Below are 17,939 nucleotides of genomic sequence, written 5' to 3'. Positions count from 1 at the left end.
TTCAAGGGGAGTCACGATGATGACGACCAAGCCTGCTGCTGCGCGCTCGCGCCGCGATTATGTGACGGCTGGCCTTGCCAGCATGATGGGCACCACGATCGAGTGGTACGACTTTTTCCTGTACGGCACGGCTGCCGCACTGATCTTCAACAAGATCTTCTTTCCCGCCTTCGACCCGCTCACAGGCACGCTGGCGGCGTTTGCCACGTATTCCGTGGGGTTCTTCGCGCGGCCATTGGGCGGCGTGATTTTCGGCCACTATGGAGACAAGATCGGCCGCAAGTCCATGCTGCTGATCACCTTGCTGCTGATGGGCGTGCCCACCATCCTCATCGGGCTGATCCCTTCGTATGAGCAGATCGGTTATTGGGCCGCCGTGCTGCTGGTGCTCATGCGCTTTCTGCAAGGCATTGCAGTGGGCGGCGAATGGGGCGGCGCAGTGCTGATGGCGGTGGAGCATGCGCCCGAAGGCAAAAAGGGCTTTTTCGGCAGCCTGCCGCAGGCGGGCGTGGCGCCCGGGCTGATCCTGTCGTCGCTGGCGATGGGCGCCGTGGCCGCGCTGCCCGAAGAGGACATGCTGTCCTGGGGCTGGCGCCTGCCGTTCCTGGCCAGCGTGGTGCTGTTGCTGGTGGGTTGGTTCATCCGCGTCAAGGTGGCCGAGTCGCCCGACTTCGAGCAGATGCGGGAAAAAGGCGCCAAGGTTGAGGTGCCGGTGGCCGAAGTGCTCAAGCACCACCGGCGTGCGTTGCTGGTGGTGGTCGGCGCGCGGCTGGCCGAGGTGACGTGGTTCTACACGGTCGTGACGTTTTCGCTGGCCTACGCCACGGGCACGCTGGGTATCCCGCGCTCCGTCATGCTGGACGCCACGATCTGGGGGGCGGCGCTAGCCCTGTTCACGATGCCGCTGTTCGGAGTGCTGGGCGACAAGATCGGCCACAAGTGGGTGTTCATGGCGGGCACGGTGGGCATCCTGATCTGCGCGCCGGTCTTCTTCAACCTGCTGGGCTCGGGCGATAAGGCCTGGATCATCGTGGCGGTTTGCCTGGCGGTGGGGCTGGTATACGCTTGCCTGTACGGACCCGAAGGCACCTTGTTCTCCAGCCAGTTTCCCGCGCATGTGCGGTACACCGGCATTTCGCTGGCGGTGCAGGTGTCGGGCGCCATCGGCGGCGGGCTGGCGCCGATCGTGGCGACCTGGCTGCTGGCCAAGGGCGGGGGCGACCCGAAGTACGTGGTCTGGTACCTGAGCGCGCTGGGCGTGGTTGCTTTCTTCAGCGCCTGGCGCATGCAGGGCGAGGCCGCCACGCCTGCCGCCCTGCGCGTGCCCGCGGCGGCAAGAACCTGAGGCTCCCATGAAGACGATCGACTATTACTTCTGGATGAACTCCGACTGGGCCTATTTGGGCGCGGACCGGCTTGAAGAGCTGGCGGCCCGCCAGCAAGCGGCGATCCGCTACCTGCCCGTGGACTTGCCCGACGTCTATGCGCGTACCGGCGGCGTGCTGCTTGGGCAGCGCTCGCTCGAGCGCCAGGCCTATCGCGTGGCGGAGCTGGCGCGCTGGTGCGCCAAGCTCGGCATCCACGTCAACCCGCAACCGGCGCACATGTGCCCGGATGCGTCGCTGGCCTCGCGCATCGTCATCGCGGCCGATCGTGCCGGCATGCCGGTGCTGGCGCTGTACAAGGCGATCCTGAAGGCGGAATGGGTGGACGATCAGGACATCTCCGACCCCCTCGTCCTGCTCGGGGTCATGGAGAAACTGGGACTGGCTGCCGCCAGCCTGCTGGCGGCAGCCGACGCACCGGACATCGAGGCCACGTATCGCCGCAACACGGATGAAGCGGTCCAGGCCGGCGTGTTCGGCTCGCCGTCCTACGTGTATCGGGGCGAAGTGTTCTGGGGCCAGGACCGGCTGGAAATGCTGGAGGAAGCCATTGCGGCGTCTTCGGACGAGTAGGCGGCGGGTAGGGTGGTGGCGCGCTTCACGCGCCGCCGCCCGCCAGGCTCTTCAAGGCAAAGACGCCAGCTTGTCCGGGCCTGCCTGGCCTCGTGCCAAGAAGTCGTTGGCACGGACGATGTCCACGTCGTTGCGGCGGTCGGCATCCATATAGGGCACGTGCTTGCGAAAATCACGCCACAGCGCCGCCGTTCCCGTGCCCAGCTCGTAGTCGGGACGCTGGGCGCGCCGCAGGTCCACCGCCTGGGCGGCGTGCATCAGTTCAACCGCCAGCAGCGTCGTCAGCCGGTCGATCTGTGCGGAGACCCTGCGGCCGGTAGCGGGCGCATTGGTGCCCACATCTTCGATGTTGCCGGCCTGCGCCTGCACGTCGGTCACGATGGGCAGCGACAGGGTCCGCACATCCGCGGCAAGCGACGACACCGTTTTCTGGATCGGTCCATAGCCGATCGCGCCATTGCCGGGACTGAGAAAGCGTGGCAGCGCGGTGAACGCCGGGTCGGTGAGCCGTAAGGTGCGTTGGGCCGACAATTGCGCCGTTTGGGACAAGGCGACGCCGAGGCTTTGGAGCGGCAGTACCCAGGCGCTGGGGTCGAATCCGGCGGATGGCAGGACGGCGCCGCGCACGGGTCCGTCCGTGACGTAGAACTGGGCCGCGTAGGCTTGCGTGCCTGCGGCCGGTTGCGCGTCCAGCGCCACGGTGGGATTGTCGTCGGAACTGTTGATCTGGATCTGAAGCTGGCGCTCCAGCAGGCCCAGCATGTCTCGCGCCGCGCCATGCACCTGGCTGACGGTGCGAAAGCTCAACGGGTCTTGCAGCGCGCGCTTGGGGTCGGGTTGCCACAGGGCGCTGCCATGCAGCAGCGTCAGCATGTGCCCAGCCGTCCGCCGCTGTCCGTCATAAGGCCGTTGCGCCTGCGTCGCGGCCAGCAGGGGCGCCAGGTTTCCATCCAATCCTTCAAGCGACAAGGCAGCCACCGCATCAGCCTGGTCCAGCAGGCGGGCCGCGTCCAGCGCCGCCAGCGAGGCGACGGCGGCGCCGTAGGCATTGGCGCTGACGATGGCCAGGGCGTCTTTGCCGAACGGGCGTACGGGTTTCAGGCCGGCCAGTTCCAGCGCTTCTGCCGAAGGCATGCGGCGGCCTTGGTAATAGGATTCGCCTTCGCCCATCATCGCCAGCCCGATCTGCGCCAGGATGGTGATGTCGGCCTGTCCGACGGAGCCTTCACCGAACATCACGGGTGTAATGCCGCGATTCAAGAACTCGGCGTACTGGCGCAATATCTCCACCTGCAGGCCGGAGCCGCCGAACAGCGCCGAATTCAACCGGATGAGCATGGCTGCCCGAGTCACGTCCTGGGGGGCTTCGGCGCCATACCCGGCGCTGTGCGAATGCAGCAGGTTCCGGTTGAACTGTTCAGAGACCTTGCGCACGTCGGGCGAGATGTCGCCGCCCTTGAAGAGGGTTTGATCCTTGTTCAGACCCACGCCGCGGTTCAATCCGTATACGGGGCGGTCCAGCTTGGCGTAGGCCAGCAGCAGTTCGAAGGAGCGCTGGGCACGTGCGGTAGCGTCGTCAGCCAGCACGACGCCGCAGCCCAGTCGCGCGACGGCGCCCACCTGCTCCAGGGTGAGCGAGCGGCCGTCCAGCGTGACCGGCTTGCAGGCTGCGGATGCGCTCGTTGGGTGCCATAGCGCCAGCAGCAGGGGCGCCATGGCGGCGCCCCGCCGCAGGGCAGAGGAGAGGGAGGCGAGGCGACCGCGCAAGCGGGCGATGCTGCGGCGGCGAAGCGGGCGGGCAGGGGCGTGCGGCGCGGGATGCATGAGCATGGCGGCTCCAGACAGGCGATGGTGGGGCTTCGAAGGGACGAGAAGGCTAGCGCGGCGGGGGCGCGCCCAGGGGCAGGCGCATCAGGTCTTGCCCCAGCACGACCGGACCCTTGAAGGTCTGGCGCGCCTGCAGCCAGTGTTCGGCGGGGGCGTCGCCCGGCACGAGATGCGACAGCACCAGCGTTTTCACGCCCGCGCGGGTGGCCACGTCGCCGACTTCGAGCGGCGTGGCGTGCGCGTGCAGCAACTGTGTGGCCAGCGCCTGCTGCCGGGCATCCCAGGGCTTGGCGCCGACGATATGGTCCACCCAGGCCGGGTCGATCGCTTCGTGCACCAGGATGTCCGCGCCGCGCGCCAGCTTGACCAGGTTGTCGCTGACCGCCGTATCGCCCGAAAACACGACCGAGCCGGCCGCCGTGTCGAAGCGGTAGGCAAAGTTGGGGTACACCAGCCCGTGCGGCACCAGGATGGCGCTGACCTTGACGCGGGTATCCTGCCAGACGGCGAACGGCTCCATGGGCGGCGCCGGATCGGTGTTCGGATCCTTGACGACGCCGGCCGGCACCACGATGTCGTGCGCCTGGAAGAATTGCCGAATGTCCGGCACGCCTTCGCTGCGCACGCGGATGTTCAGGTCCGCCGCCATGCCGGCGACGATGGACGCCACCAGGTCATGCGTACCCGGCGACGGATTCTCGGCATGAATGACCACATCGTCCTTCATGCCCGGCGCCAGCGGGGGCAGCACGCCGCGCGGGCCGGGCCCGATGATCTGCATGGACGCCCTGGCGCGGCGGCGCGCGCTGGGGTCGTAGGCCAGCAGGTTGGCCAGGTCGATGATGTGGTCGGTGTGCAGATGCGTAAGGAACACCGCTTGTTCGGTGCCGGGCTTGACGCCGGCACGGCGAAGCTGGCGGTAGGCGCCCGAGCCCACGTCGACGATGTAAGCCTGTCCATCGACCACCAGTGCGGACGAAATCCCGTGGGGAGAATCTTCACCGTACCAGGTGGGGCCACCCGCCACGCCCAGCAGGACCAGTTCGGCGGGCGGCGGTTCGGTGGCGGCGGCCGCCCGGGGGGCCGCCGACCAGAAGGCCGTAAGCGTCAGCGCGGCCGCTGCGGCGCCCAGCCGGCGCCAATCGCCCGGACGGCAGGCTCCTGCCTTGCGGGGCTTATCCATGACGGCCCTGCGGCAAGATGGTCAAGGCCACCAGCGCAACGACGCATGCGCCCATGACGTACAGCGCGGGGGCGAAGGCCACGCCGGTGGTGTAGGTGATCCACGTCAGGATGGCGGGCGCAAATCCGCCCAGTATCGTCACCGCCGTGTTGTACGACAGGGACATGCCCGAGGACCGCACCGCCGTGGGAAAGACTTCGGACAGCGCTGCCGGCGCCACGCCCACATACATGGCCACCATCAGGCAAAACATCGACTGCACCACGATCAGCGTGGTCTGCGTGTGCGACACCTTCAGCCACATCATCAGCGGATACACGGCGATCAGCAGGAGCAACGCGGCGGCGCGCAGCACGGTGCGCCGGCCGTAGCGGTCGGACAGCGTGCCGGAGAACACGCAGCCGCCGATCAGGAACAGGTTGCCGACCAAGGCCGCCACGAAAGCCTGAGAGCTGGAGAAGCCCAGGGATTTCTGCACGTAGATGGGCATGAAGATGATCAGCGCGTACGGACCGACCGCCCACAGCACCGACATGCACAGGCCCGTCAGCAGTTCCTTCGGATAGTCGCGCACCACGGCAAGCAGCGGCGTCTTGACGCGGTCGTTCTGGCGTGCCTGGCGTGCCTGCTCTTCGCGGAAGTGCGGCGTTTCGTCCAGCGCGCGGCGCATCCACAGCCCCACCGGCGCGATCGCCAGGCCGATGATGAACGGCACACGCCACCCCCATTCCCCGATCTGCTGCTCGGTCAGGAAGGTAGTGACCAACGTGGCCACCAGCGCACCCAGCAGATTCGAAATGCCCATGCTGGCCTGCAGCCAAGACGCGTATTGACCGCGCTTGCCCTCCGGGGCGTGCTCGACGAGGAAGGCGGTGGCGCCGCCGACTTCGCCGCCGGCCGAAAAGCCCTGCAGCACGCGGCCGCAGACGATGAGCAGCGGGGCGCCCACGCCAATGGCGGCGTAGGGCGGGGCAGCCGCGATCAGCAGCGTGCCGACGGCCATCAGCATGATGGTCAGGGTCAGCGCGGCCTTGCGGCCGGCGCGGTCGCCATAAGAGCCCAGCACCAGCGCTCCCAGTGGCCGAACCACGAAGCCCAGCCCGAACGCCAGGAACGAGGCCATCAACTGCACGGTCGGGTCTTCGTTGTGAAAGAAGTTCTGACCGATGTACACCGCAAACAGGGCGTAGACGGTGAAGTCATACCACTCCAGCGCGTTGCCTGCCGATGCCGCGATGACGGCCTTGCGGCCGCTGCGCTCTTGCGCGGTGGCCTGGGAAGCGGGGTGGCCCGGCAAGGCCCCGATTCCCGGATTGATGATCACGTCTTTCATTGCATTCCCCATTGAGATCGTTTGCGCTTGATCCGCGCTATCTATTACTGCTGTCCGTCTGTCCATTGACTGAATCGCATTGCCCGCCGCGTTATTGGCCGCCTGCACGGCCAGTGGCGGAGGTATCGATGCGAGCGATGCCTTTTTTGCGCACTTCATCCAGTGCTTCCTCGTAGCCTGCGTCCGCGTAACGCAATACGCCGCTGGCGGTGTCGTTGGTCATGGACAGCCGCAGGCGCGTTTCGGCCCCCTCGGTGCCGTCCGCCACCACCGTCACGCCCGCGCTGGTCATGTAGCCGCTGTACCCGCCGCCGCCCGAGTGGATCGCGACCAGGTCGGCGCTGGATGAACAGTTGATCATCGCGTTCAGCAACGGCCAGTCGGCAATGGCGTCCGAGCCGTCGCGCATGTTTTCGGTCATGATGTTCGGGTGCGCCATCGCACCGGCGTCCAGATGGTCGCGGGTGAACGCGACCGGTGCGCTCAGGATGCCCTCGCGCACCATGCGGTTGACCTCCAGCGCCAGCTCGGTGCGCTCGCCGTGGCCCAGCCATGCGATGCGCGCGGGCAGGCCTTCGAACGGCACTTCCTTGCGCGCCAGCCGGATCCAGTTGGAGACGATGGCGTTGTCGGGAAAGCGCGCGAGCAGGAAATCGTCGATCTTGCGGATGTCGTCGGGGTCGTTGGACAGCGCGATCCAGCGGAACGGGCCGATGGCGCGCGCGAACAGCGGCCGCAGGAACGCTTCGGTGAAGACGGGGATCTCGAACGCGCGTTGCACGCCGCCCTGGCTGGCATGGGTGCGGATCAGGTTGCCGTTGTCGAAGACCACTGCGCCCTGGTCCTTGAAGCCCAGCATGGCGGTGACGTGGCGCACGATCGAAGCGCGGCTGGCGTCCATCAGCCCGGGGATATTGGTGCGACGCAGTTCCGCCACGGCTTCAAGCGTATGGCCGGCAGGGATGTAGCCGTAGACCAGGTCATGCGCCGACGTCTGGTCGGTGACGATGTCGGGCACGATGCCGCGCGCCAGGATTTCGGGATAGATGTCGGCGGCATTGCCCAGCAGGCCCACCGACAGCGGTTCGCGTCGTTCCTGGGCCTGGCGGATCAGCGCAAGGGCCTCGTCCAGCGTATCCGCGCGGCGTTCCAGGAAGCCGGCCTTGATGCGCTTGTCGATGCGTTCGGGGTTGATTTCCACCGTCAGGATGGCGGCGCCCGCCATGCGGCCGGCCAGCGGCTGCGCGCCGCCCATGCCACCCATGCCCGCGGTCAGGATGAATCGGCCCCGCAGGTCATTGCCGAAGTGGCGTTCGGCGATGCGTGAAAAAATCTCGTACGTGCCCTGGATCACGCCTTGCGAGCCGATGTACTGCCAGTCGCCCGCCGTCAATCCGCCCCAGCAGATCAGATTGTCGCGTTCCAGCTGGTAGAAGTTTTCGGCGTGGGCCCATTGGCCGACCATGTTGCAGTTGGCCATGATGACGATGGGCGCCATCGGATGCGTGCGAAGCACGCCGATCGGCTTGCCGGACTGGACGATCAGGGTCTGATCCTCTTCCAGTTCCTGCAACGCGCGGACGATCGCGTCGTGCGATGGCCAGTCGCGCGCGGCGCGGCCCAACGCCGCATAGACCACCAGGTTGTCGGGGTCTTCGCCCACCGCCAGCACATTTTCCAGCAGGCGCAGCAGCGCTTCCTGGCGCCAGCCTTTGCAGCGCAGCACGTTGCCGCCGGGGATGTTGAATGCTCGTTTCACGCCGATGTCCTCAGGAAGCCAACGCGTAGTCGGTGAAGTTCATGCCCAGCGCCTTTTCCACGATGGGGTAGACGGACGGGTCCGTCACGCTGGAGGACAGGGGGAGGTGCTGCTTGCTCACGTGCAGGATGCTGACTTGCAGGCCCTCGCGCAGCTGGCCGGCGCTGACGGGGTTGCCGTCGGCGTCCAGCGTGGTGATCACGTCCGGATAGCAGGCGACGCGTCCGCCTTGCCCATCGGTGACCGCCATGTGTTCGTTCATCACGTGGATCACGCGCTTGGCGGCGCCTTCGCCGATCTCGACCGTGCCGATGTCGAAGGCCTCTTCGGTGTATTTGAGGGTATTGCGCACGACCTTGCCCGAGCCAATGATCTCGCCCTCGGTGGCCTTGCAGATCGCGTCGATCACCGCGCTGCCGCCGCGGGGTTGCGCCGCCAGGATGGCTTCGCCCAGCGCCAGCGCGCGGCTGATGCCGCCCAGCGCGGCGTGGCGGCGCACATACGAGGCGCGGATCGGGTTGCGGCAACTGGCGATGAAGCCGCCGGCCATGTCGGCCGCCTTGCGCAGCACGGGCGAGACGCGCCCGGTGGCGCCATGGATGGTCAGTTCCATATAGGCGTTGTTGGCGCGGTTGCCGCCGACGGCGCACTGGATCATGGGTTCGGGGCTACCGGCCAGGCCCAGCGACCCCATGTCCCCGGTGGGGTGGGCGCGGATATCGCCCACGGCATCCACGACCTTGGTGCCCAGCACGGCCGAAGGCAGCCAGCCGTTGAGCGTGCTGGACATGCCGTTCTGGCCGATGATGAGGCCGTAGACGCGTTCGCCCAGGGCATCCTGCAAGCGCTGTGCCGCGCGGACGTAGTCGATGCCCAGCATCTGCCAGTCGGTCAGCCCGCCCGGCGCGCCGATGGCGGCCGCAGTGGCGATCCACGCATCGTCGGGCACCTCGTCCATCGACACCAGCTCAGGCCGGCCGATGGTGACCGCCAGCGAACCCAGTTCGCGCCCATGTTCGGCCCAGCCGCCGCCGCCACAGGCGAACACCGAGCCACCCCGCACGGCCGCCTCGACATCGCGCATTGTCAAAATCCTACCCATGATGGCCTTCTCCCCGATTGCCGTTTCAATAGCTTCCCGCACGTTTTGCGGAACAGACGGGGGCATCATAGGAACCAATTTTGATAATGTCGTATTACCTTTTATGCCTGCTGCATAACATCGTGTTAATGGATCGCGGCGGCTCATAGCGCAGCTGCTGCGCCTTGGTCTGGCGCCCTAAGGGATATCCCCAGGGACTGCGCCGCAGCCGCGGGCCGTGCCCTAGGGGCGCTGGTCCATCGTATGAAGCACGTCGATGAACGCCTGCGCCAGCCGTGACAAGGGCTGAAGCTGCAGGTGGAACACGTTGACGGGCGCGTTGACGGTTCCGACGATGGGCACGGTCACCACATCCGACCAGATCGGGCCGGCCACGGTGATCTCGTCCACCAGGGCCACGCCGGCGCCCGCCTGGACCAGGGCGCAGGCCACGTGGGCCTGCTGCACTTCGATACGTGGTTCGGGCTGCGCATCGCCGCCGCCGAACAGCTTGTTGATCAGCATGCCGAACGGGATGTCGGCGCTGTAGCCGATCAGCGGTTCGTCGACCAGGTCTTTCACGGTCACCTGCTTGCGTCCCGCCAGCGCGTGGCCCTTGGGCAGCACGGCGACGATGCGGTTTTCATAGAGGGGTTGCCAGGCCAGGCTGGGATGGTCCACCGGCATGTACGCCACGCCCAACTCCACCTGCTGCGTCAACAGCGACTGCAGCATCACTGAAGGAATCAGCGTCTGCAGCACGATGCGCACCTCAGGGAACTGCCGTCGGAACTGCGCGATGGCGCGCGGCAGCAGGGATTGGCCCAGGCTGGGGCTGCACGACAGGCGCAACTGGCCCTCGCGGTTCTCGGCCAGGTTGTCCGCCACTTCGTTGACCCGCTGCACGTTCTGGTACAGCGCCGTCACCTCGACGAACAGGCGGCGCGCCTCCGGCGTGGGATACAGCCGGCCCTTGATGCGCTGGAACAGCATCAGTCCCAGGCGTTGTTCGGTATAGGCGATCAGCCGGCTGACCGCGGGTTGGGAGACGAACAGCAGCTTGGACGCGCCGCTGATGGATCCGCTGAGCATGATGGCCCGGAAGACCTCGATCTGCCGCAGATTGAGTTTCATATGCTTAACCTGATGTTAATTCCTACGCACATATAAGCATAAGACGTTTTGCTTGGGCCGTTACTACACTTCCAACACTCAACACAGGATGGAAGCGGTCATGAGCGAATTCGATTTGGTGGTGCGCGGCAATATCGTGGACCCGGACGGGGTGGCGATGGACGGTTGGCTGGCGGTGCGTGACGGCCGTATCGCGCAGCGGGGCACGGGCGTGGCGCCCGCTGGCCGTGACAGCGTGGACGCGCGCGGCATGTGGATCATGCCCGGCGTGGTGGATGGCCAGGTGCATTCGGGCAGCCAGCTGAACCAGGAAGGCCTGGGCTGGGCCTCCCGCGCGGCGGCGGCAGGCGGCGTCACCGTCATGGTCGACATGCCCTACGACGATCCGGAACCCGTCGCCTCGCGCCCGCAGCTGGACGCCAAGATTGCCGAAGTCGAGCGCGACTGCCATGTGGACGTTGCGTTGTTCGGCACGCTGAACCCGCAGCATGGGCTGCAGGCGGCCGCCGGGCTGATCGAAGGTGGCGTCTGCGCCTTCAAGTTCTCGACGTTCGAAGCCACGCCGGGCCGCTTTCCCCGCATCGAGGAAGACGACCTCTACGACGCCTTCCGCCTGATTGCGCCTTCCGGGCTGGCTTGCGGCGTGCACAACCAGATGCAGGAGATGACGCGCAAGAACATTGCGCGCCTGGTTGACGCCGGCGACACGGGCTGGGACGCGTTCATGCGGGCGCATACGCCGCTGATCGAAAACCTGGCCACCGCGCTGATCTACGAGATCGGGGCGGAAACGGGCGCGCGCGCCCACGCGGTGCACGTGTCGACCTCTCGCGGCTTCCAGATCTGCAACATGTACCGGCAGAAAGGCCATCACGCCAGCATCGAGACCTGCGTGCAGTACCTGATGCTGAATCACGAGGAACATACCCGCCGCTTCGGCGCCAAGACCAAGCACTATCCGCCAATCCGGCCCAAGGCCGAAGTGGACCTGCTGTGGACGCACATCGCCAACGACGAATGCACGTTCGTGTCGTCGGACCATGTCAGCTGGGGCCTGGAACGCAAGCAGAACCCGAACGTCTTCAAGAATTCGTCGGGCGGTCCCGGCCTGGAAACGCTGCTGCCGGCATTCTGGACTGGCTGCGAAGAGCACGGCATTTCGCCGTCGATGGTCGTGCGGCAACTCAGCAGCAACCCGGCCCGGCATTTCCTGCTGGATGACCGCAAGGGCACGCTTGAGGTTGGCAAGGACGCAGACATCGTGATCCTGAAGCCCGAACGCTACGCTTTCGATCCGGCGGGCAGCCTGTCGGCGGTGCAATGGAGTTCGTTCGAAGGGCGCGAGTTCACCGTGCGCGTCGCGGGCACCTGGTGCCGGGGCCAGCAGGTCTACGACGGCCAGCGCATCGTCAACCAGAAGGGCGATGGCCGCTTCCTGCGCCCGCGCCAGGCATGAGGACGACGATGACTCTCGCCGAACTTCCTTCCTTTCCGCCGCTCAATGCCGACCGCCTGTGGTCGCGCGTTGAAGCCTTGTCCCGCTTCACCCTGCCCGACGTCCCATGGACGCGCCGCGCCTTTTCGCCCTTGTTCGACGAGGCTCGCGCCTGGCTGCGCAGCGAATTCGAAGCCGCCGGCCTGGCCACCCGCCTGGACGCGGGCGGCAACCTGATCGGCACCCGCGCCGGGCGCGACCCGGCCCGCAAGCCGATTGCCACCGGCTCGCATTGCGACACCGTCATGGCCGGCGGCCGTTTCGACGGCATCATCGGCGTCCTGGCCGGCATCGAAGTCGCGCACACGATGCAGGAACACGGCATCGAACTGGCGCATCCGTTCGAAGTCATCGACTTCCTGTCCGAAGAACCCAGCGACTACGGCATCTCGTGCGTGGGCAGCCGCGCGCTCTCCGGCCAACTGACGGCCGACATGCTGGCCGCTCGCAACCCCGACGGCGAGACGCTGGCCCAAGGCATTGCCCGCGTCGGCGGCGACCCGGCGGCGCTTCATGCCCCCTTGCGCGGCGCGGGTGACACCGCGGCGTTTGTCGAACTGCATATCGAACAGGGCCCCGTCCTGGAAAGCCGCGGCCTGCCGATCGGCGTGGTCACCAACATCGTGGGCATCCGCCGCGTGCTGATCGTGGTGGAAGGCCAGCCCGATCATGCCGGCACCACCCCCATGGATATCCGCCGCGACGCGCTGGTGGGCGCGGCCCGCATCATCGATGCCGCCAGCCGCCAGGCCAGCGCCGCCAGCGGCAATCCGCATTACGTGGTGGCCACGGTGGGCCGGTTGTCGATGACGCCGAACGCCGCCAACGCCGTGCCCGGCCGGGTGGAGCTGACGCTGGAAATGCGCAGCGACAGCAACGCCGTGCTGGACGCGTTCCCGGAAACGCTGATGGCGGGCGTGGCCGACGACCTGAAGGCGCTGCGCCTGACGGCAGGCTTCACGCAACTGAGCCGCGCGCAGCCCACGGACTGTTCGCCGCTGGTGATGGACGCGGTCAAGGCCGCGGCCGACCAGCTGGGTTACGCGTCGATGCGCCTGCCCAGCGGCGCGGGCCATGACGCCGTGTACATGGCGCCCACGGGCCCCATCGGCATGGTCTTCATCCCGTGCCTGAATGGCCGCAGCCACTGCCCGGAAGAATGGATCGAACCCGCGCAGTTGCTGGACGGCACCCGGGTCCTGTACCAGTCGGTGCTGGAGCTGGACCGGGTGCTGCGCGCGTAAGCGGGGTGCTGCCGCCTACTTCTTCACCAGCGGGCAGGTCGACTTTGACAAGGGCATGAACGCCTGATCGCCGGGTAGCGTCGCCACCAGCTTGTAGTAGTCCCACGGCCGTTTGGATTCAGACGGCTGCTTGACTTCGAACAGGTACATATCGTGCACCATGCGGCCGTCTTCGCGGATGCGGCCGTTGGTGGCGAAGAAGTCGTTGATGGGCAGGGCCTTCATCTGCTTCATGACGGCCACGGGTTCGTCGGTGCCGGCTGCCTGCACGGCCTTCAGGTAGTGCATCACCGACGAATACGTGCCCGCCTGACTCATGTTGGGCATCTTCTTGAGCTTGTCGTAGTAGCGCTGCGACCAGGCGCGGGTCTGGTCGTTCATGTCCCAGTAGAAGGCCTCGGTCAGGGTCAGGCCGGCGGCGGCTTCCAGGCCGATGGCGTGGATGTCGTTGATGTACAAGAGCAAGCCGGCCATTTTCTGGCCGCCCTTGGTCAGGCCGAATTCGCTGGCGGCCTTGATGGCGTTCACGGTGTCGCCGCCCGCGTTCGCCAGCCCGACGACCTGGGCTTTGCTGGCCTGGGCCTGCAGCAGGTAGGATGCGAAATCGCTGGATCCCAGCGGATGGCGCGAGGCGCCCAGCACGGTGCCGCCATTGGCCTTGACGACTTCGGTGGCGGAGGCCTGCAGCGTGTGGCCGAAGGCGTAGTCCGCCGTCAGGAAGTACCAGGTCTTGCCGCCTTTCTCCACGGTGGCGCGTGCGGTGGTGTTGGCCAGCGACCAGGTGTCGTAGGTGTAGTGAACGGAATAGGGCGAGCACAGGTCGTTCGTGATGCGTTCGGTGCCGGGGCCGCTGAAGACGACGATCTTTTTCTTTTCGCGGGCCACTTCCAGCACGGCCAGCGCGGGCGCCGAGCCCGCCACGTCCATGATCGCGTCCACCTTCTGGGTGTCGTACCATTCGCGCGCCTTGGCGGCGGCGATGTCTGCCTTGTTCTGGTGGTCCACCACCATCAGGTCGATCTTCTTGCCCAGCACCGTGCCGCCGAAGTCGGCGATCGCCATTTCGGCGGCGGTGGCGCTGCCTTTGCCCGTCACGTCGGCGTAGACGCCGCTCATGTCCAGGATCAGGCCCAGCCGGACGATGTCGTCAGAGACGGCGGCAGATTGCGCGTGCGCAGGGGCGGCCAGGGCGGCGGCGATGGCGGTGGTGGTGAACAAACGGGTAAGCGTGCTGCGGCAATGCGATGAAATCCGGGGCGTGTTGGCGTTAGCCATGGTTTGTCTCCTCTTGTGCCGGATCTGTCTGGAACCTGCTGGCGCTTGATTGGCGTGATGCCGCGCTCTATGTGGGTCTGGGTCGGGCCGCGAAACGGGGGCGTGGTGGCGGGGTAGGCTCCTTGGGCGGTCGGGGTCGGGGGGATCAACGCTGGGTCAGCAGGTCGAATTCCATTCGCACTTTGCGGAACGGGAATTCCAGCCGCGCGAAATACACCACGCGGCCATCGATGCAGGCATAGCGCCGCAACTCGGCCACGGGCGACGACACTGGAATCTGCAAGGATTCAGCGGACTCCTGGCCGGCCTCGATCACGTTCAGCACCTGGCGGGCCTCGGTGATGCGGGCGCCGTAGAACTGGTCCAGCACCGGCGCGACGGTGCTTTTCTGGATGCGGGCGCGATGCTTGCGGAACAGGCCGCTTTCCAGGAAGACCTCGCTATAGCAGAAGGGGCCCGCCTCCGTGGTGTGCACGCGGCGCAGATATTGGAAGCTGCCGCTGCGGTCGGCCTCGCAGGGCATGCCCAGCGTGTCGGGCAGCGGCGAGTCGGCGCTGGATTCCACCAGCGACACCGTGCCCAGCTGATTGCTCAGTTCCACGGTTTCGGCCCAGGTCTTGGGGATCAGCAGCGTAGGCGTTTCCGGCAGTTCGGCGTTGACGAACGTGCCCGTCCCGCGCGAGCGCCGGATCAGCCCGTCCTGCTCCAGCAGGCCGAACGCCTGGCGGATGGTCGCCCGCGAAATGCCATAGGTTTCCATCAGCGATTCCAGCGGCGGGATCTGCTGGCCCGGCCGCCAGGTGCGGTTCTGGATATGGCTGCGGAACAGCGCCGCCGCTTGCAGGTAAAGCGGCTGGGGGCTGTGCGAAAAGAGCTTGCGGGCGGACATGGTCAGGGGGCGGGCGGCGGTGAAGGATCCGAGAGCATAGCGTCTGCCATGTCGCGCAACCGGTGCTTCTGGATCTTGACCGAGTTGGCGCTCTCGACCGATGGGAAGGCGTCCAGCACCGTGAAGCCCGCGGGCGCCTTGAAGCCCGCCATCGCAGCTTTGCAGGCGGCCGTCCAGCCGTCGGGATCGGCCGTGGCGCCCTCGTGCAGCAGCACGAAGGCGTAAGGCACGATCTTGCCCTGGCGCGTGGCGCCTACGACCTGGCAGGCGCGCACGCCGGGCAGGGTCTCGACCACTTGCTCGATTTCAACCGGGTTCACTAGAAAGCCCGACAGCCGCAGGGAATCGCCCATGCGCGTCTGGAACACGAACTGGCGTGGCGTCAGCGTGTAGCCCAGGTCGCCCGTCTTGAAATAACCGTCGTCCGTGACGGCGTGGCGCGTGGCTTCGGGGTTGTCGAGATAGCCTTGCATCAGGCTGGGCGACAGGATTTCGATTTCACCGGATTGGCCGTGCGGCAGCACCTGCCCGGATTCGGGGTCGCGGGCGCGTACGCGGGCGTCGGGATAGATCAGCGTGCCCCCGGGCTGATGGCGCGCCGAGACATCGCCGTCTGCCGGATCGCGCGGCTGGCCCGCCACCAGCGCGATCAGTTCGCTGGACCCGTACAGGCCGGTCAGTGGCACGCCGGCCTCGCGGGCCAGGTCCAGCATGTTGTCCAGCGCGGGCGTGAAACTGGCGAAGCCGAACAGGCGCGCCGAGGCGAAGGCGCCAGGCGGGGCGGCCTGCATCATGCCGACCAGCGCCTCGTTGTTGGCGTACGTATGGGTGACGGCATGGCGGGCGACGGCCTGGGCCGATTCCGCGGCGTTGAACACCGGCGCGCAGACCACAGGCACGCCTTGCGCCAGGCCGCCCACCAGCGTCGCAAAGCCGAATGCGCCGCAAAACGGCGCGCTGGCCAGCACGCAGCTGTCGTCGTCGTAGCCGAAGGCCTGCGCGACCGCCGCGCCGTGGCGCAATAAGGTCTGCTGGTCATGCAGGACGAACTTGGGTTTGGACGTGGTGCCCGATGTGGTGAAGCACAGCACGCCGGCGTTGCCGTGCGGGGCGGGCGGCGGGGTGTCGGCGGCCAGCAGGTCCGCATAGCGGTGCACCGGTATGCCGGGGACGGCGGCCGGGGCGGCGTCGTCCGCCCCGGTCAGCGCCACCACGCCTTGCAGGCGCGTCAATTGAGCGGGGTCGACGCCGTCAAGAATGCCCTGGAAATCGATGCCCTTGAAGCCCGGCCAGAACACCAGCCAGTCCGCTTGCCCGCGGCCCAGGATGTCGGCTACTTCCAGCGCGCGAAAGCGCGTGTTGACGGCCAGCACCACGGCGCCCAGGTGCGCGCAGGCCAGGAAAGATTCCACCCAGGCCGCGCAGTTGGGCAGCCAGACGGCCACGCGGTGGCCAGGCCGCACGCCGATGCGGGCGAGCCCCGCGGCCAGTGCCCGGCTTTGCGCGCGCAACTGCGCGGCGCTGATCCGCTGGTCCTGGTCGATCAGCAGGCTTGCCTCGGGGCGGCGCGCGGCCAGCGCGTCGAGGTGGCCGGAAAACGTCGAAGTCGGTACGAACATGGCTTACACCGTGGCGATCGGCGTCACGGGGGAGCCCACCGCGCCCGGCATGCGCAAGGGCGGAGCGGTCAGCAGGAAGCGGTTGCGGCCCTGCGCGTGCAGCCAATCGGCCAGGTCTTTCAGGTACCAGAGTTCCGCCAGCGGCACGCCCAGCTTGAACAGGCAATGGTGATGCAGCGGCAGGATCGAATGGCCGGGGCCGGATGTGCGCGCGGGATAGGACTCCACGGCGTAGTTGTCCGCGCAGAGGGCGGCGACCCCGCTGGCGGTGATCCAGTCCAGCAGCGCCGCGTCGGCGCCGTCCAGCACGGCGCCGGTCTGTTCCAGCACGTGCGGATCGGGCTGGCCGTTCATGTCCACCAAGCGTTCGGCGAAACCCGTGCGCAGCACCAGCATGTCGCCCGGCTCGACGACGACGTTCTGGTCGCGCATGGCGCGCTGCAGTTGTTCGTGGCCCACCAGTGTGCGGCCGGGGCCGAACGCGCGTGCCAGGTCCACCAGCACGCCGCGCCCCTGCATGCCTTTTTCGGCGTAGCGGCTGATGCTCAGCTTGCGGGCATACGAGCCGCCTGGCGGGCAGCAGGCGTCTCCCGACGTGTCGGGATCGGCGCCGCCGAACACGTCGACGCCGGCGGCGTAGCCGTTGTAATAGACGCGGCGGGCCTGGCCGTCGCCCTGGATGTCGAAGAGGGCGCCTACGTGGCACAGGCCGTCCCACTGCGTGGAGTACTGCATGGACAGCGTGACCTGGTCATCCGACAGCACGTCGACCGCCTCGGGCTGTACCTGCGACATCGCGAAATTCAGGTAGGGCGTGCCTTCGCGGAACGTGGGCTTGAGCGTGGGTGCATGGCGGCGCGGATTCAGCACGTTGCCGCCGGGCAGGTCCAGCGGCAGCGACAGGCAGAACACCTTGCCCGCGCGCACTTCGCGCACCCCCTGCAACACCTTTTCTTCCGTCAGCAGGTTCAGCCGGCCCAGTTCGTCGTCCAGCCCGAAGTCGCCCCAGGTGGACCCTTCCGGGCGTTGCGTCCAGCGTTTCATTTGCTTGTCTCCTATCCGTTTTCTATGTTTTTATAACTATAGTACGTATTTACGTACTTTGAGTATCCGCGAAAGCCTTAAGAAGAAACCCGCAATAA

General features: G+C 67.0%; 14 protein-coding genes. 4 read left to right on the top strand and 10 right to left on the bottom strand.

Annotated features, from left to right (window positions below):
• Window positions 1-16: 16 nt before the first annotated feature.
• Together AC3WMU_RS10310 and AC3WMU_RS10305 are read left to right on the top strand one after the other, a co-directional pair.
• Complete coding sequence (locus AC3WMU_RS10310; protein WP_280027751.1) at window positions 17-1,345, top strand: MFS transporter; 1,329 nt, start codon at window positions 17-19, stop codon at window positions 1,343-1,345.
• A 7-nt stretch (window positions 1,346-1,352) separates the two neighbouring features.
• Window positions 1,353-1,958, top strand: coding sequence for a 2-hydroxychromene-2-carboxylate isomerase (locus AC3WMU_RS10305; RefSeq protein ID WP_492282273.1), 606 nt, complete (start codon window positions 1,353-1,355; stop codon window positions 1,956-1,958).
• 51 nt (window positions 1,959-2,009) lie between these two features.
• Here AC3WMU_RS10305 and AC3WMU_RS10300 read toward each other — a convergent pair whose 3' ends face one another.
• The 6 genes from AC3WMU_RS10300 to AC3WMU_RS10275 form a co-directional block, all read right to left on the bottom strand.
• On the bottom strand, window positions 2,010-3,788 hold the full coding sequence (locus tag AC3WMU_RS10300; protein WP_492282272.1) for an HAL/PAL/TAL family ammonia-lyase: 1,779 nt from the start codon (window positions 3,786-3,788) through the stop codon (window positions 2,010-2,012).
• A 46-nt stretch (window positions 3,789-3,834) separates the two neighbouring features.
• Entirely contained in the window at window positions 3,835-4,968 is a 1,134-nt protein-coding gene (locus tag AC3WMU_RS10295) for an MBL fold metallo-hydrolase (RefSeq protein ID WP_492282271.1), read from the bottom strand.
• The gene (locus AC3WMU_RS10290) at window positions 4,961-6,301 is read right to left on the bottom strand and encodes an MFS transporter (protein ID WP_088588484.1); all 1,341 of its coding nucleotides are present in this window, start codon (window positions 6,299-6,301) and stop codon (window positions 4,961-4,963) included. Before AC3WMU_RS10290 ends, AC3WMU_RS10295 begins: the two co-directional genes overlap by 8 nt.
• A gap of 91 nt (window positions 6,302-6,392) precedes the next feature.
• Window positions 6,393-8,060: a thiourocanate hydratase gene (gene ertB / locus AC3WMU_RS10285; RefSeq protein ID WP_492282270.1), complete on the bottom strand. Its 1,668-nt coding sequence runs from the start codon at window positions 8,058-8,060 to the stop codon at window positions 6,393-6,395.
• A 10-nt stretch (window positions 8,061-8,070) separates the two neighbouring features.
• On the bottom strand, window positions 8,071-9,162 hold the full coding sequence (gene ertC / locus AC3WMU_RS10280) for a thiohydantoin desulfurase (RefSeq protein WP_088588482.1): 1,092 nt from the start codon (window positions 9,160-9,162) through the stop codon (window positions 8,071-8,073).
• Between the two features lie 222 nt (window positions 9,163-9,384).
• Complete coding sequence (locus AC3WMU_RS10275) at window positions 9,385-10,275, bottom strand: LysR family transcriptional regulator (RefSeq protein ID WP_006224145.1); 891 nt, start codon at window positions 10,273-10,275, stop codon at window positions 9,385-9,387.
• Between the two features lie 100 nt (window positions 10,276-10,375).
• Here AC3WMU_RS10275 and ertD point away from each other — a divergent pair, with 100 nt between their 5' ends.
• Together ertD and ertE are read left to right on the top strand one after the other, a co-directional pair.
• Entirely contained in the window at window positions 10,376-11,731 is a 1,356-nt protein-coding gene (ertD, locus tag AC3WMU_RS10270) for a hydantoin-5-propionate amidohydrolase (RefSeq protein ID WP_280027758.1), read from the top strand.
• A gap of 8 nt (window positions 11,732-11,739) precedes the next feature.
• Window positions 11,740-13,014 (top strand): N-carbamyl-l-glutamate amidohydrolase ErtE, encoded by a 1,275-nt coding sequence (gene ertE, locus AC3WMU_RS10265; RefSeq protein WP_492282269.1) that lies wholly within the window; start codon window positions 11,740-11,742, stop codon window positions 13,012-13,014.
• A 15-nt stretch (window positions 13,015-13,029) separates the two neighbouring features.
• Here ertE and AC3WMU_RS10260 read toward each other — a convergent pair whose 3' ends face one another.
• The 4 genes from AC3WMU_RS10260 to AC3WMU_RS10245 form a co-directional block, all read right to left on the bottom strand.
• Window positions 13,030-14,289, bottom strand: a complete 1,260-nt coding sequence (locus tag AC3WMU_RS10260) for an ABC transporter substrate-binding protein (protein ID WP_492282268.1) — start codon at window positions 14,287-14,289, stop codon at window positions 13,030-13,032.
• A gap of 145 nt (window positions 14,290-14,434) precedes the next feature.
• Window positions 14,435-15,178 carry a GntR family transcriptional regulator gene (locus AC3WMU_RS10255; RefSeq protein ID WP_492282267.1) on the bottom strand — a complete coding sequence of 248 codons (744 nt, stop codon included), beginning with the start codon at window positions 15,176-15,178 and terminating at the stop codon, window positions 14,435-14,437.
• Window positions 15,179-15,180: 2 nt separating this feature from the next.
• Window positions 15,181-16,797, bottom strand: coding sequence for an AMP-binding protein (locus AC3WMU_RS10250; protein WP_492282266.1), 1,617 nt, complete (start codon window positions 16,795-16,797; stop codon window positions 15,181-15,183).
• A gap of 3 nt (window positions 16,798-16,800) precedes the next feature.
• The gene (locus AC3WMU_RS10245) at window positions 16,801-17,841 is read right to left on the bottom strand and encodes a cyclase family protein (RefSeq protein WP_424625270.1); all 1,041 of its coding nucleotides are present in this window, start codon (window positions 17,839-17,841) and stop codon (window positions 16,801-16,803) included.
• Between the last annotated feature and the right edge of the window lie 98 nt (window positions 17,842-17,939).

It is taken from the genome of Achromobacter sp. FW305-C-13 (assembly GCF_058783475.1).
The sequence above is the reverse complement of the archived record's forward strand: the minus strand, read 5'-3'. Positions and strand labels throughout refer to the sequence as shown.

What these genes read in the sequence shown, in the direction of transcription:
- AC3WMU_RS10310 (WP_280027751.1), top strand. Translation starts at nt 17, where the DNA reads ATGATGACGACCAAGCCTGCTGCTGCGCGCTCGCGCCGCGATTATGTG.
- AC3WMU_RS10305 (WP_492282273.1), top strand. Translation starts at nt 1,353, where the DNA reads ATGAAGACGATCGACTATTACTTCTGGATGAACTCCGACTGGGCCTAT.
- AC3WMU_RS10300 (WP_492282272.1), bottom strand. Translation starts at nt 3,788, where the DNA reads ATGCTCATGCATCCCGCGCCGCACGCCCCTGCCCGCCCGCTTCGCCGC.
- AC3WMU_RS10295 (WP_492282271.1), bottom strand. Translation starts at nt 4,968, where the DNA reads ATGGATAAGCCCCGCAAGGCAGGAGCCTGCCGTCCGGGCGATTGGCGC.
- AC3WMU_RS10290 (WP_088588484.1), bottom strand. Translation starts at nt 6,301, where the DNA reads ATGAAAGACGTGATCATCAATCCGGGAATCGGGGCCTTGCCGGGCCAC.
- ertC (WP_088588482.1), bottom strand. Translation starts at nt 9,162, where the DNA reads ATGGGTAGGATTTTGACAATGCGCGATGTCGAGGCGGCCGTGCGGGGT.
- AC3WMU_RS10275 (WP_006224145.1), bottom strand. Translation starts at nt 10,275, where the DNA reads ATGAAACTCAATCTGCGGCAGATCGAGGTCTTCCGGGCCATCATGCTC.
- ertD (WP_280027758.1), top strand. Translation starts at nt 10,376, where the DNA reads ATGAGCGAATTCGATTTGGTGGTGCGCGGCAATATCGTGGACCCGGAC.
- ertE (WP_492282269.1), top strand. Translation starts at nt 11,740, where the DNA reads ATGACTCTCGCCGAACTTCCTTCCTTTCCGCCGCTCAATGCCGACCGC.
- AC3WMU_RS10260 (WP_492282268.1), bottom strand. Translation starts at nt 14,289, where the DNA reads ATGGCTAACGCCAACACGCCCCGGATTTCATCGCATTGCCGCAGCACG.
- AC3WMU_RS10255 (WP_492282267.1), bottom strand. Translation starts at nt 15,178, where the DNA reads ATGTCCGCCCGCAAGCTCTTTTCGCACAGCCCCCAGCCGCTTTACCTG.
- AC3WMU_RS10250 (WP_492282266.1), bottom strand. Translation starts at nt 16,797, where the DNA reads ATGTTCGTACCGACTTCGACGTTTTCCGGCCACCTCGACGCGCTGGCC.
- AC3WMU_RS10245 (WP_424625270.1), bottom strand. Translation starts at nt 17,841, where the DNA reads ATGAAACGCTGGACGCAACGCCCGGAAGGGTCCACCTGGGGCGACTTC.